Origin of the sequence: Paenibacillus sp. FSL R7-0026 (assembly GCF_038004485.1) — a bacterium.
Lineage (GTDB): Bacteria > Bacillota > Bacilli > Paenibacillales > Paenibacillaceae > Paenibacillus > Paenibacillus xylanexedens_A.
Genome location: NZ_JBBORG010000001.1, coordinates 2,567,205 through 2,582,636, shown reverse-complemented (window position 1 = coordinate 2,582,636; position 15,432 = coordinate 2,567,205). Strand labels below are relative to the sequence as shown.

9 protein-coding genes are annotated in these 15,432 nt (G+C 47.7%); 2 read left to right on the top strand and 7 right to left on the bottom strand.

The window, feature by feature from the left end:
* Window positions 1-126: 126 nt before the first annotated feature.
* From cysI to MKY44_RS11820, 3 genes are all read right to left on the bottom strand, one after another.
* Window positions 127-1,848, bottom strand: coding sequence for an assimilatory sulfite reductase (NADPH) hemoprotein subunit (gene cysI, locus MKY44_RS11830; protein WP_338594332.1), 1,722 nt, complete (start codon window positions 1,846-1,848; stop codon window positions 127-129).
* A 53-nt stretch (window positions 1,849-1,901) separates the two neighbouring features.
* On the bottom strand, window positions 1,902-3,737 hold the full coding sequence (locus MKY44_RS11825; protein ID WP_341007181.1) for an assimilatory sulfite reductase (NADPH) flavoprotein subunit: 1,836 nt from the start codon (window positions 3,735-3,737) through the stop codon (window positions 1,902-1,904).
* A gap of 218 nt (window positions 3,738-3,955) precedes the next feature.
* The gene (locus MKY44_RS11820) at window positions 3,956-4,345 is read right to left on the bottom strand and encodes a winged helix-turn-helix transcriptional regulator (RefSeq protein ID WP_339187782.1); all 390 of its coding nucleotides are present in this window, start codon (window positions 4,343-4,345) and stop codon (window positions 3,956-3,958) included.
* 177 nt (window positions 4,346-4,522) lie between these two features.
* Here MKY44_RS11820 and MKY44_RS11815 point away from each other — a divergent pair, with 177 nt between their 5' ends.
* Complete coding sequence (locus MKY44_RS11815) at window positions 4,523-5,083, top strand: NAD(P)H oxidoreductase (RefSeq protein ID WP_341007180.1); 561 nt, start codon at window positions 4,523-4,525, stop codon at window positions 5,081-5,083.
* A gap of 191 nt (window positions 5,084-5,274) precedes the next feature.
* On the opposite strand, the gene MKY44_RS11810 is transcribed toward MKY44_RS11815, so the two are convergent.
* Together MKY44_RS11810 and MKY44_RS11805 are read right to left on the bottom strand one after the other, a co-directional pair.
* Window positions 5,275-10,497, bottom strand: a complete 5,223-nt coding sequence (locus MKY44_RS11810) for an S-layer homology domain-containing protein (RefSeq protein WP_341007179.1) — start codon at window positions 10,495-10,497, stop codon at window positions 5,275-5,277.
* A 454-nt stretch (window positions 10,498-10,951) separates the two neighbouring features.
* Window positions 10,952-12,508, bottom strand: a complete 1,557-nt coding sequence (locus MKY44_RS11805; RefSeq protein ID WP_017688769.1) for an ABC-F family ATP-binding cassette domain-containing protein — start codon at window positions 12,506-12,508, stop codon at window positions 10,952-10,954.
* 197 nt (window positions 12,509-12,705) lie between these two features.
* Between MKY44_RS11805 and MKY44_RS11800 the strand changes: the two genes are divergently transcribed.
* Window positions 12,706-13,179, top strand: a complete 474-nt coding sequence (locus tag MKY44_RS11800; RefSeq protein ID WP_341007178.1) for an SET domain-containing protein — start codon at window positions 12,706-12,708, stop codon at window positions 13,177-13,179.
* Between the two features lie 229 nt (window positions 13,180-13,408).
* Here MKY44_RS11800 and MKY44_RS11795 read toward each other — a convergent pair whose 3' ends face one another.
* Together MKY44_RS11795 and MKY44_RS11790 are read right to left on the bottom strand one after the other, a co-directional pair.
* On the bottom strand, window positions 13,409-14,029 hold the full coding sequence (locus MKY44_RS11795; RefSeq protein WP_235200736.1) for a DUF1349 domain-containing protein: 621 nt from the start codon (window positions 14,027-14,029) through the stop codon (window positions 13,409-13,411).
* A gap of 37 nt (window positions 14,030-14,066) precedes the next feature.
* Window positions 14,067-15,413 carry a dihydrolipoyl dehydrogenase family protein gene (locus tag MKY44_RS11790; protein WP_341009836.1) on the bottom strand — a complete coding sequence of 449 codons (1,347 nt, stop codon included), beginning with the start codon at window positions 15,411-15,413 and terminating at the stop codon, window positions 14,067-14,069.
* Window positions 15,414-15,432 lie beyond the last annotated feature (19 nt).

Genomic DNA, 15,432 nt, shown 5'->3' with positions numbered 1-15,432 from the left:
TTATAAATCTCTCAGCAGCGACTAACGTTACCTCTATTCACTCCATATATAACAGACAAGAAGCACCCCATAAGGAATGCTTCCGTCCCTAAATCTGTCCTAACTTCGTTCATCTTACCCGGTCAATTAAGCGTGGAATTGTCGACCATCCAACACTTCAGGAACATAGCCCGCACGGATGACAAAGTCTCCGAAATGTTCACCTTCATAGCGCTCTTTGGCATATTGGTTCACCATTGGAGTCAACGTGTCCAGAATCTCGGCTTCCCCAATGTTTTCTTTGTACAGCTTATTCAGACGATGTCCGGTGAAGCTGCCACCAAGATACATATTGTATTTACCTGGTGCCTTACCGATAAATGAAATCTCCGCCAGCATTGGTCTTGCACATCCGTTCGGGCAACCCGTCATCCGAATGACAATTTCTTCGTCTCTCAGCCCGGCTTCGTCCAGTACAGGCTCCAGTTTGTCGATCAGGGACGGCAAGTAACGTTCGGACTCAGCCATCGCAAGACCGCAAGTCGGAAGCGCAACACAAGCCATCGAACTTCTGCGCAGCGCAGAGTAATGTGCACCATCGGTCAGATTGTATTGCTGAATCAGTGCTTCAATCTTTTTCTTTTTCTGGCTGCTAATATTACCGATGATCAGATTTTGGTTGGCAGTCAGACGGAAATCACCCGTATGCACTTTGGCAATTTCACGTAAACCCGTCATGAGCGGATATCCATCAACATCCTTTACACGACCATTCTGAATGAACAGCGTGTAGTGCCATCTGCCATTATTACCTTTTACCCAACCATATCGATCTCCGTTAGTCTCAAAATGATACGGACGTGCCGCATCCAGTTTCCATCCCAGACGGGTGGTCAGCTCTTCGACAAACCACTCCACACCACGATCATCCAGCGTATATTTGAAACGAGCATGTTTACGAACTGCACGATCCCCATAATCACGTTGAATCATAACTGTTTTCTCTGCCACATCAATCATTTGCTCCGGAGTACAGAAACCAATGACTTTGGACACCTGAGGATAGGTTTTGGCGTCACCATGAGACATCCCCATGCCGCCGCCAACGGAAACGTTGAAGCCTTGCAGCTTACCGTTCTCCACAATAGCAATAAAGCCAAGATCCTGTGAATAGACATCCACATCATTGGATGGTGGTACAGCAATACCGATTTTGAACTTCCGTGGCAAATACACTTTGCCATAGATTGGTTCAACTTCTTCGTCGGAGTCCTGAGAATCAATCACTTTCTCGCCGTCCAGCCATAGCTCATGATAAGCCCGCGTACGAGGGTCCAGATGATTGCTCACCTGACATGCCCACTCATACACTTCAGCATGCACATCAGATTGATTCGGATTCGGGTTACACATCACGTTACGGTTTACGTCACCACATGCAGCCAGTGTGCTTAGCAACGAATCGTTCACTTCGCGAATGGTGTTCTTAAGATCCCACTTCAGTACACCATGCAGTTGGAAAGACTGACGTGTGGTCAGACGAATCGTCTCATTTGCATATTTATGTGCCACTCTGTCCATCATCAACCACTGCTCCGGGGTTACAATCCCACCGGAAGCACGCACACGCAACATGAATTGGTATGCAGGCTCCAGCTTGGATTTGTGACGCTCATTACGCAGGTCACGGTCATCCTGCATATAACTGCCGTGGTGTTTCATTAGACGGTTGTCGTCCTCTGGAATGGCACCCGTGATGCGGTCAGCCAACGTTTCGGTCAGACTTCCGCGCAAGTAATCACTTTTGATCTTTATATCTTCAACATCACTATTCGTGCGCTGTGGGTTAAGTAAGTTATTATAAACCATGCTGCTTTCTCCTCTCGTCTCTGCGGGATGGTGCAATCCGGCTAGGCCGGTAATTAATAGACGTCCCGCTGATAACGTTTCTCCTGCTGTAACCGTGTCAGATATTCCGATGCCTGCTCAGGCGATAAGCCGCCTTCTTGTTCAAGAATCGTGGTGAGCGCAGCATGCACATCATGTGCCATTTTTTTCTCGTCACCACAGATATATACGCTTGCACCTTCCTGAAGCCACTGGTACAGTTCTTTGCTGTGTTCCAACATGCGATGTTGTACATACACTTTCTGTTCCGTATCCCGTGAGAAGGCTACATCCATCTTAGTGAGCACACCATCTTTGAGCCAACGCTGCCAGTCCGTCTGGTACAAGAAGTCCGTGGCGAAATGCTGATCTCCGTAGAACAACCATGTCTTGCCCTCTGCTCCTGTTTCTTCACGCTCACCAAGGAAAGATCTGAACGGCGCTACACCTGTACCTGGGCCAACCATGATGATCGGTGTATCCGGGTTCTCAGGCAGCTTGAAATTCGGGTTATGCTGTATATATACAGGCAGGGTGTCGCCAGCTTCGATTCGTTCAGCCAGATGTACCGAGCATACACCGTAACGTTCTCTGCCACGTGCTTCATAACGTACCGAGCGAACGGTTAGATGAACTTCATCCGGGAAAGACTTCGAACTACTCGCTATGGAGTACAGACGTGCCGGAATTTTACGAAGAGCAGCTACGAACTCTCCGGCAGGAATCCCTTTCAGATTATAATCCTGAACCAGATCCAGCAGATCACAGCTATTCATGACCGTGCGGAATTCGGAATCATCTGCGAGTAACGCTGTCAGGCCACTCCCAGGATTCAGTTTCGCAAGTTGTTCCACGACCGGTTTCGTCACAGCTGTAATTTCAAAATAACGCAGCAACGCTTCTTGCACAGATGCCTGATCGCCGTTTTTATTCACGGTCACGCGTTCATCGGCATTCCATCCCATGGCTGCAATCAATTCATCTACAAGGCGCGGATGATTCTCAGGGAATACCCCAAGGCTGTCACCTGGCTCGTAATCCAGGCTGGAACCTTCCAAAGACAACTCAATGTGGCGTGTTTCACGGTCCGATCCTCTGCCATTCAGATTGAGATTCTCCAACACTTCAGCCTTGAATGGATTCGTGCGATCATATTCGGATTCCCCGCCGCTCACCGCAGCTGTAACAGCCTCCGTGGTTACTGTGCCCGCAGCACCAGATGTGCTGCTTAATGAAGCCAGTACTTCATTCATCCACTCCGCAGCTGCTTCATCAAAATCAACATCACAGTCCACACGCGGTACAAGAGCTGTACCACCCAACTCCTGCAACCGATTATCGAAGTCCTTACCTGTCTGACAAAAGAACTCATAGGAGGTATCTCCGAGAGCCAACACCGAGTAACGAAGTCCTTCAAGCTTTGGAGCCCGTTTGCTGTTCAGGAATTCATGCAACGGAATCGCATTATCTGGTGGTTCGCCTTCGCCATGCGTACTGACGATGATGAGGAGATTTTCAATTTTCTTGAGTCCGTTCGGTTTGAAATCTCCCATCGATGACAAGGTTACCTGAAGACCTTGCTCTTCAAGTTTCTTAGCCAGCTTTTTCGATAGGCCACTGGAATTCCCGGTTTGTGAACCAAAAAGCACGGTAACTTCCCGGGATACTGGCGGAGCACTGACAGGTGCAATACCTGTAGCTGGTGCAGCCTGTACCAGGTTAGCTGGAGCCGCTATTGTCGCGCTTGCCTGAATTGCTGCAATATATCCGCTCAACCAAGTACGTTGTCCATCGGTCAATGTAGGAATAAGACGATTAAGCAGTTCAACTTGTTCTTGATTAAAAGGGCTGTTTGTCACTTGAAGTTCCACTGTTTGCCACCTCGCGCATTGCTTCGATTTTAATTCCGACTAAAATCATCACATTAATTTAATTTCTTCTCTCTAAAACCTAACACACCGGGTGTTGAGGGTCAATTTCAATGATTTTATAGCATTTATCAGTTTCGCTGATAAAGGACAAAAAACAACAAAAACCCTCCTTTTTAAATCAAGGACGGTTTTGTTTTATTCTTAAGTTTTCGGCCAGCTTAAGTTGAAGTTGAAAGTGGAATATAGTCACTAAAATGATCTCCAAGCACTCTGCTTTTATCTCCGTATACTCTGTCCAAGTGATTCTCTCCCCATAGACATATGCGGTCAATGATGTCCTGTAGTGTCAAGCCGTACTCTGTCATCTCATACTCTACCTTGGGCGGAATCTGGGGATGAATGATCCGATGGATGATTTCATTCTTTTCCAGTTCACGCAGCTGCTGGGTTAAGACCTTCTGGGTAATGCCAGGAATGGCTCTGCGAAGTTCGCTTGTTCGTTTTTTACCTGATATCAGCTGATGCAGAATAAGAATCCTCCATTTTCCACCGACCAGTTCCAGCATCGCCTGCACACCACTCTCATATTTTTTCATTTCTTGTTCCACTTGTACTCCCCCATAATTCACATATATGTATATCCGTTATTAAAAGTAACCGAAGAACCCCAAAGTATCTACAGCACTCTCAGGTGCGTACTTCTCAAGAAGATGTCATGAAACTTATAATAACATTGGTCAGAATGTTTAACCAAAATAAAAAGAAAAAAGGATGGTTACTCCTACATGAAAGTTAAACTGGTCGTTACTCACCCAAGACAGGATTCCCTAACATTTGCTGTGATGAATCGTTTTATAGAAGGTATGCAGGAGAATTCCCATGAAATCGATATCCTCGATCTATATCATGACGGATTCGATCCACTATATGGTGTTGAAGATGAGCGAGACTGGCAAAATCCCGACAAACAGCATGCTCCTGTGATTCGCAAAGAGCTGGATCGTGTGCTTGCGGCTGATGCCATTGTATTTGTTTTCCCGATCTGGTGGTACAACGTTCCCTCCATGCTCAAAGCTTATCTGGACAAGGTATGGAACATGGGCCTGCTGAACAAGGCAAACTCCAAAAAGGCACTGTGGATTGCACTAGCTGGAGGAACGGAGGCTTCATTCCATAAATACGACTATTACAACATGATTTCCAATTATCTGAATAACGGGATCGCGGGTTATGCAAGAATGCAGGAATCACGAGTCGAATTCCTCTATGAAACCATTTCAGAATCCAAAGAACATATTGAAAGCTTGCTGGAGCAAGCATACCAAATCGGCAAACATTACAATTAACAATTTGCAGACATTACAGATAACATTCGTAGACATTACGGATAACAACTGTAAAACGACATGAAGCTACATGTTCGTTGAGTAAATTACTTTTCGCCCATGGCTGGCTTATAATTAAGAAGGCTTACTCCAACCTGGGCTCCAGGTCAAAGTAAGCCTTCTTTTTCACGCGCTACGATTCTGGTGTATCATCATTTCTTCCATACCAGTTTGCTCATCATCGCATATAACAACGTAGCCGATTCGGCTCGGGTTGCTTCGGCAAGTGGTTTCACCTCACCGTTGTACCCGTGGGCGATGCCCAGATCCACAAGTAATGCCACACTATCCCGGGCATAAGAGCGAATCTCGGAAACGTCACGGAAACGAGTAAGGTTATCTGTTCCAGCCTTCTCGGAGTCAACCAGTCCAGCCGTTGCAAGTGCGCGAACTGTTAATGTCATCATCTCCTGACGAGTGATCGTGGACTCTGGCAAGAAGCGCCCGTCACCGGTACCACTGGTGATACCTAGCGAACGTGCAGCTGTAACTGCTTCGTAGTACGGAGCCTTTTCGTTTACATCAGAGAACGCATTCCCGAAAGAAGCATTCAAACCCAGCGCAGTCATCAACCATTGCATGTATTGGCCGCGGGTCATCTCCTGTTTTGGATGTAACTGGGTGGAATCACCGCTTGCCTCAGCATCAATTACACCTCGGGCAGCCAAAGCCTCCATTGCTTTCTTGGCCCACTGCACTTCTGCAAGATCTGCGAATGTCTGCTCCACAGGCACAACAGCATAATTTCCTGTGAGTGATGTGACGGAAAATACAAGCTGCCCGCTGTTTGGATCGTAGTAACTTTGCGGCAACGGGGTTGCCACACCGTTCGCGCCAATGGCAAATGCTACAATCCGATCCTGCTGAGCATTTTGTGATGATTGGAATGGCAGACGAAGTATTAACTGGCTTTCCGATGGCCATGGTTGACCATCCAGTTGAAGTTCAAGCTGGACTCCATATTGCGTGCCAAGCTGATCTGCGACTGTTTTTGGTAACTCCGTTCTGACCAATCGGATTGATGCAATCCCATCACCAACTATATCCTTTGTTAACAGTGTCGCAGGAAGCTCCAACGTTCCCAGCTCTGTAACAATGTTGAACACATGTGACTCTCCCTGATCTATTAACGCAGAGGCAGGCAGAGATACTTCATATAACGTTGCTCCCGAAACCGGCTTCAGCCGAAGTTCGACCAAGCGCTGACCCGCATCCGTTGAAGGGGCAACTTGAAAAGCCTCTTTAATCGTTGAAGCATCCACGTTGGACTGCACTACACCCTTCTGGTCAGACTGTCCCTGCAACTCCAGAACAGAACGGTCCTTCTCCGGTTTAGGTTGTGGTACCGTATTCTCTGCACTTGGGTTACCATTTCCTGATTGTCCACCATTGCTGGATGAACCAGAACCATTACCTGGATTTTCACCGGCATTGCCGCCTGGGCTACCGCCCGAACCAGGGTTGCCTCCGGGGGAAGGCACAGATGGCAGCACCTTCACCGTCAACGGTGCAGTCAAGGCTTTACTGTCGTCAGAAGTTCGAGTAATTTCCAACTCCAGGGTTACTGTTGTTTCCTTAGATGGTGGGACAATCGTTCCATCAGTTTGAATGACCGACGATACCGAACTGGAAGCGATCTTCACCGTGAAACCTTGCGGCACGGAAGGGAACTTCAGTTTTTTTGCACCTGCGGAAGGCTGTTCCAACGCTGTAATGCTTGTGGCTACATCAGCAGCGCTCTGCTGAGCCGTGTGCACCTGATAAGCGGAAGATACACCTCTCAAGGATTTCCCCGTGGCATCCAAAGCCTCTACTTTGTAATAATATTCCGTGCCGGGGTTTAGTTCACTGTCCGTGTACTCCCGTCCATTGCCGCTGTAGACCACCTTATACTCTCCTTGCTCACGATCTGAGCGGTAGAGCTTGTAGCTTGCTGCACCAAGATGAGCATCCCAGCGAAGCGTTGCGCTCGTTGAATCTAACGCATCAGCATTAAGGCCAGCACTATCATTTGCAGGTGGCGCGGCGTCAGGTTTAACGATCATAATCCAGCTAATCATCGGGTCCTGCGATGCCGTATTGCGCACGGTCAACTCCAGCTTGTTGTCCGACACGCTGATGTCTTTGTGGGCTCTAACGCTGGCAGGTGTAAAAGAAACTGCACCGGTATTGGTGCCATTGATGATGAAATTCGCTCTGCGCGATGCATTGGTCCACGGATCGTTGAATCCGGCGTATACGTCGTATGTCCCGTTTGGCACATCGAATCTGTAGGTTAAGTCCGTGCCTTTAGGTGAATTGCTGACATTTCCACCGTTCAGATAACGTACGGTCGAGAATATATCCCCGCCATTCGAACCGGATGCCAGTGCATCTGCGCTGACATAACCCCAATTACGTCCCTCAGCCGGAGCGTACATCTGATCGGCCGTTCCCGGGTTGGCAAGCGTTCCTTTCATATAAGCACCCATGAGGCTGTAATCAGCCGTTTCGTAACCTCCGCTGTTCACAAAATATAGTGTATTCTCCGGAATGACGTTTACGTGAACTGCCTGCTTTTTGTTGTTATATTCCGGTGTGGTTACCTGTAATGTGAGCGGTCCTGGCTTAGCAAAATCTTCTGCCGTCATGGCCCGGTTATCAATCGTCCATACTGCTGGCGTTGATACCAGTGCTCCACCCTCGCGCACATTCAATGTTGTTGGCAGGGATGGGACTTTGCCTAGCGCCACGGCTTCTGGCAACGGATCAGCAATATCAACCTTGCCCATCGAATTCAGCAGATCAGGTGTCCAGCTGTTATACCACTTGATCGCGATGTCGGAGCCTATTCCAAACTCAATTGGCAAGAACACGTATTTTGCAGCATCATTCGAGAAATTGCCACCATTCCACGTATCCCCCACGTAAATGAATTTGCCTTTTTCCGGGTCGACCGGAATGACGGAAGTGGTCTGTGTGCCAAATGCTTTGCCTGGATCGGGATCACTCGGCAACGTACGCACGAACGGATTGGTCTGCGTTGACCACGGGCCAAAAATGTTATCCGCCACCGTCACTTTGTTTTCGTTAGGGGCCCAGCCAGAAGCTCCGGAAGTCAAAATATAATATTTCCCCTGATACTTGAACATCGCTGGTGCTTCGCGTTGCCCTCCCGGGAACACACGCACGTAATCGACGCCGTATTCCGCCTGATAGGTGGAATCTCGTACCGGATTGCCTTTGTCATCCGTTCGTCCTTCCTTATGCCACCCTGTTACGTCACTGTAGTCTTCATTCAGTTTGGAGATATAGAGTGTCAGGTTTTCTTCGCTGGAGTAGATTAGATAACCGGTACCGTCATCGTCCTTGAACAACGTCATATCACGTGCCATACCCCGGTCGCTTGGGAAGAAATCTTTCTCCCCTTCGGGAGCTCTGTCCATCCGGTAACTCTTCTGATACACAAAAGGCCCTGTTGGAGAGTCGCTGATCGCATAACCGGCCCGCGCCTTACCATAATTCGCATTATCGTTGTAGGGGTCCTTGTCGCCGTCCATGTGGGCCCACATAACGTATTTCTTCGTTTTGTCATTGTAGATGACCTTTGGTCGTTCAATAATCCGTCCTTTGCGGATATCTGCCCAGATATCCACGCGGTCCTCACGCCCCGCATACAATTCGGAAATCAACGGGTCATTGTCAAAATCGTCCATGGATTGAAGCGTCGTCAGAGCCATGCCTCCGTCGGTCCAGTTCATCAGATCCTTGGATGAATACACACGCACACCAACAGCTGGCCAGCCGCCCTTATGATATTCGCCATACCAGTAATACATCTCCGTCTGTTCATCATAGAAAAAGCCTGCCCCATGCGCATCAATCGGCTTACCGTCCAGATCTGGCCACAATTGCCCTGGTGTAATGCTTGTGCGAACTGTGGCAACACCCAGCGGTGCGGATGCTGGAGAAGTTACGCCGTCCACGGTCGCCTGAATGATGTAAAAATATCCTGTGCCCATCGTCAGACCGCTATCGTTAAACGTGTTTTCATTGCCACTATAGACCTGCTGATACGTACCCGTAGCACTGGTTGAACGGGACACGATATACGTTACATCAGATCCAGGCAAGACATTCCACCCCAGAGAGATTGATGTGTCCGTCACAGCTGTGGCAACGAACTCTGCTGGAGAGTCAATAGAGTATGTCGTGGCTTCTGCAACAGTAGCCGCTGACTCCCCAGCTACGTTATAGGCCGTCACACGATAGCTGTAGCTATTGCCAGGCTCGAGTGCATTATCTGTGAATGTGAGCCCTTTCCCTTCATAGATCTGCTCATATTGCTCACTGCTAGCTTCGGCCCGAACCACGCGATAACCAGTTGACTTGTCCACAGCGGACCAAGATAGCTTCACGCTTGTGGCATTGAGTGCCTCGGCCTTTAATTCGCCAGGAGCCTGTGGTGCCGACGCAGTCGTCCGAACTTCCAGCGGAGCAGTCCATAATGATTCGGTTAGGCCTCCGTATTCATAAGCGAGCCTGTAATAATACACCGTATCCCCACTCAATCCTTCATCCATGTGTTCCAAAGTTCCGGTACTGGTTACCAGAGAATAACCGCCTTCAGGCGTAGAGGAACGGTACAAGCGATAGGCTGATGCTCCCGCGATTTCAGACCATTGCAGTGAAACCGAAGACGCCGTCTGCTCAGCAATAGAGAGCTGAATATCGTTCCCCGGCGGTTGCTCGGCAATGATCACGTCATCTGTATGTACCGACTGCCACTTATTCCGAATGCCCACAGTACCCGACCCGTATGTAGTATCGACCAGATCAAATACCAACCGATCGGAGCCGTTTTCCGCGATATACCCGCGAATGGTGGTACCTGATAACACCACTTTGAGCGTGTACCATGTATCTTTGGCAAAAGCATAGTCCACCGTTTTCAAAGTTGTGTCTGATCCGTTCACCCGTTTGGAGAAAACGAGTTTATTATTGGGAACCTGCATTTGAAAATAGTAAAAGTTGCTCTTATCCTGAAACCGCGGCAATATTCCCGGATACCCCTGACCGGCTCCCGTGTAAAAGCGCATGGACACGGTCATGTCCGACATGGAGTCTCCAGTAGAGATGATGCCTTCATTGGTATCGCTCTGGAAAAGCGTAAAGTTGGACGCATCTGTCGGGTCAGCGAACACTTCCCAGTTGCCTGAGCTTACGTTCCACGCGGGTGATTCCGTGAAATTCCCATCCGAAAAATCGTCCTGCAACAACGTGGCGGGTATACTGCTCAGATCGGCATACGCCTTACTCGGCAGCATCAACGGTCCCGAAGACAGCGCAAGTGTTGCTGATAACATAAATATCATGGGTTTCCTGAGTTTATCCAATGTTCATTCTCTCCTTTGGCATGAAAGATGAAAGCATGGTTCATGTATGCGCGGTGTTGTTGTTCAGCCTATCCTCAGCAACCAGTGGTCAGTAACGAGCTTTTGTCCACCTCCTTATTTTAATGAAACCGGTTTCATTGGAGTGCAAAAAAAAGACCCGTCTTCCCTTCTAAGTGCAATGATACCCATACGGAATACCGTGTTTTTTTTGCCCCTATGCAGTGAAACAGGTTTTTAATATATAAATGTAATCGCTTTCCTGAATTATATTATTGCCTTATTCAAGCTGTCAACTGTGAATTGGGCTCAAACATTTTTCGTTAAAACCACGCAAAAAAGACGCGAGTTCTGCCTGTTTTGCAAGCAAAATTCGCGCCTTTTCTCACGCTTCGAGCTTGTTCGCAAGCTCGCACATGATTCGTAATCAAAAGCGGACTTTTTGAACAACCTCTATTTAGAATACTTTTGTTGTCCACGACTCACAGTTCCACGTCTCCGTAACGACATCACGATAGAATTCCGGTTCGTGGGAAATCAGAAGAATACTGCCTTTGTAAGCCTTGAGCGCACGTTTCAACTCTTCCTTGGCATCAACGTCCAGATGGTTCGTCGGCTCATCGAGTACAAGCAGGTTGGTTTCGTTATTGATCAGCTTACAGAGACGCACTTTAGCTTTCTCGCCACCACTTAGTACAGCTACCTTGCTCTCAATGTGTTTTGTAGTCAAACCACATTTTGCAAGTGCAGCACGCACCTCGAATTGGGTATAGGAAGGGAACTCCTGCCAGATCTCTTCAATACATGTATTGTAGTTGGCATCCTTCATCTCTTGCTGGAAGTAACCAATCTCTAGATGTTCACCGCGTTGAACGGTTCCTTCCAGAGCCTGAATTTCACCCAGAATACTGCGCATCAGGGTTGTTTTACCGATTCCGTTCGCACCAACAAGGGCGATCTTCTGCCCACGCTCCATACGCAGATCCAGTGGTCTGGACAACGGTTCGTTATATCCAATTACAAGACCTTTGGTTTCGAAAATGAGCTTGCCGGATGTTCTTGCATCACGGAAGTTGAACTGCGGTTTCGGTTTCTCCTTGGCGATCTCGATGACATCCATCTTGTCGAGTTTCTTCTGTCTGGACATCGCCATATTACGTGTAGCTACACTTGCTTTGTTACGCGCTACAAAATCCTTGAGGTCAGCAATCTCTTGTTGTTGGCGCTTGTACGCCGACTCCAGCTGCTGTTTTCTCATCTCATGCACTTCCTGGAAATGATCATAATCGCCCACATAACGAGTTAAATTCTGGTTCTCCATGTGATAGATCAAGTTGATTACACTGTTCAGGAACGGAATATCGTGAGAAATGAGGATAAATGCATTCTCATATTCCTGCAAATAACGTTTCAACCATTCGATATGCAATTCATCCAAATAGTTCGTAGGCTCATCGAGGAGCAAAATATCGGGTTTTTCCAGCAGCAACTTGGCAAGCAGTACTTTGGTACGCTGTCCACCACTCAGGTCATTGACGTCTTTATCCAGACCGATATCCGTCAGACCCAGACCACGTGCGGTTTCATCCACTTTGGCATCGATCATGTAGAAATCCTGGTTTGTCAGCGTATCCTGAATCGTACCCACGTCTTCAAGCAGTTGTTCAAGCTCCTCCGGGGTAACATCGCCCATTTTGCCATACATATCATTCATTTCCTGTTCCATATCAAACAAGTACTGGAACGCGCCGCGAAGTACGTCACGGATCGATTGGCCTTTATTCAATACAGCATGCTGGTCCAGATAACCAACACGCATCCGTTTGGACCACTCCACCTTGCCTTCGTCCGGCTGAAGTTTTCCTGTAATAATGTTCATGAAGGTGGATTTACCTTCACCATTGGCCCCGATCAGACCAATATGTTCGCCCTTCAAGAGGCGGAATGAAACGTCGTTAAAGATAGCACGGTCACCAAAACCGTGACTTAATTTTTCTACATTTAATATGCTCATTCATGACACCTTTTCTATATAGACTTAATTCTTTGTATATTATAAGCGTTATATCCTGCACAACTCAACGCCATATTAAAAAATATTACACCTTTTTGTCTGAAATTTGCCTTATATGAAAGTATGGGTTAAAATTTTGCCTTAACGAATTACTACTATATAGAACGGAGCTCTTCGAAGAGCATCAGGTGAACAATATGATTGAAGTGAAACAATCCAAGTTGGGTGATGGTAGTGAGTTTAACCGCGGGGTATTTGCTACCGTTGATATTGCCAAAGGAACCCTTATCCATCAGGCACCCGTTGTGCCTTACCCAAATGAAGATCATGAGCATGTCGAAAAAACGATTTTGGAAGATTACGTGTTCGAATATGGGGCGAATCATACCGCCATTCTGCTCGGTTACGGCAGTCTGATCAACCACTCCTATGAACCTAACGCTACTTACGATATCAATTTTGATAACCACACCTTTGACTTCTACGCTTATACAGACATCAAGGCTGGCGACGAAATCGTAATCAATTACAACGGTGAGGAAGACAGTATGGACCCGTTATGGTTCCTGGATGATTACGAGGAGCGTATGCTTGAGTTCAATAAGTCCAATGATGGTGAGGATGAAAAAGAGACCGAACCCCAGTCCCTGGATACGGACACGAGTAAATAAACGTTAAACTCAAGTAAAGTTCGCAAGCACTCTATTGTATGTGCGAAAAGAATTCACTGACCCCGTTGAATGATGAAATGAGTAACTGGAGACTCTTCAGAGTCCAAGTTTAAACACAAAAATAAGCAAGTCCTCCGTTAATGGAAGATTTGCTTATTCGTGTTGTCTTGCTTTCTAAGCCAGATACACCTGTTCATGTTTCATTGTTTATCGTGCCTCTTAACTTGTTTTAATCCGTAATCGGCGGATCTGTATGCAAGTCTTGATCGGGTGTCGTGGATCTCCACTTGGTAAAGGCTACCTCGAACCCTGCACGCTTCGGTGAACACAGAAATGGACCTGCGTGTTTGTTCGTCGGATAGGCAAACCGTGCAACCCGAATCGTACGCCAAGGATGCTCATCTGTGCGAGCACGAATGACAACAGCCTCATTACTGTAGGAGGCTCTGATTGTTACGATTCGTCCACCCCACTCTGGCACAGGAGAGAGTGACCAATCCGAATACGTATCCGTCACGACGGCTCCAACATGTGCCACGCCATCATTGACCTCAACTCCGGCCTTGATCCATTGGTCTTCTCCGTACCATAACATTAGTCCCGCCTGATCATATAATTCGGTGAATGAGCTTAGATCAAACGATACCTCAATCGCTTCCGTTCCGTCCCATGGAGCAAGCATGGCATGTCCATCCCGATGACAGAACCCGTAGAATGTGTTCTCCCAGAAGTCACTGCCTTCCCGAGCTTCCACAACGAAACGATCCCCATCCATCCGTGCAGCAACGGGTTCCTTCGTCCACTTGCCTTCATGAAGCCCAATAAAATCCGATGACATCGTTGTTTTCATCCTTCCTTCCGTCCCAAAGGGGAGTTCATCATCACTTCTAAATTAAAGAACCCAGGTCCGATGCAGCAGTAGGATATGCAAAATTCATGGTGTTTAACTGATCGATAGTCAGATTGAACTGAATCGCCATTGCAAAAAGGTTGATCAACTCTTCTGTTTTGCTCCCGAGCACATGCGCACCCAGAATACGTCCGGTTGATTTGTTGATCACCACTTTGGCCATGGCAAATTTTTCATGAGTTCGCTTGTAAGTATACCATTTCGACATATCATTTACCTGCACCTCGTAGCCCTCTTTCTTGGCTTGTTCCGTGCTCATACCTACAGCTCCAAGGGCAGGGACAGTAAACACAATGGAAGGCATCACTTTATAATTAGGTTTGTGTTGATTCCCCTCCAACAAATTGAACGATACAGCCCGAGATTCCTGACCTGCTAACGGGGTCAAGGGCAACCCTTTTGTATCCGTTACATCGCCAGCAGCATACACTCTCGGATTACTTTCGCTTTGCAAGTACTCGTTCACCGTAATCCCCTTTTTGCTGTAGCTGACGTTGGCTTTCTCCAATTCCAGCCCATCCACATTAGGAACACGCCCGGCTCCATGAACGACAAGTCCGCACTGCCACTGGTGATCTGCACCATTGCGTGTGCCATGAATGACATACGCATTTCCCTCTTGCCGTATGGACTTTACCTCCGCGTTCAAGTGAACATGAATGCCAATCTCTTTCGATTTTTGTAACAAACATTCTACCAGCTCCGCATCAAACGACTTCAGAGGCTGCTCACTCCGATGCAGGATGTGGACTTCCGTCCCGGCTCTGGCCGCAATATGCGCAAACTCAAATGCAATGTATCCACCGCCTACCAGAACTAAACGATCCGGCAGCTGTTCCAGATCCAGAAAGTCATCACTATATATAAGATGCTCTGAGCCCTCAATCTCAAGTGGCGCAGGTCTTGCACCAGTAGCAATCAGGATGTGTTTGCCATGGAGCACTTCTTCTCCAACTTGAATATGGTCTTCATCGACAAATGAAGCTTTACCATGGAACGTATCCATTCCGGCCTGTTTGAATTGATCTTCACTTGCTCTAGGTATGCTCTCGGTAAAGGTGCGTTTAAAGGCCATAAGTTCAGACCAGTTGATGGTCGCCTGTCCCTGAATTCCTTTCCCTTGCATCCGTTCATTCCAGTCAATCAGCTCCGCGGCTCCGGCCAGCACTTTCTTGGGATCACAGCCACGCAGTGCACACGTTCCGCCGAACTCACGTTCATCAATTACAGCGATTTTCCAGCCTGCTTCAGCGCAACGGGTGATAACAGAGCTTGCCGCGCTTCCTGTTCCAATCGCAATCAAGTCATACGTTTTTTGTGTCATCATGGTTCCTCCTCATCCT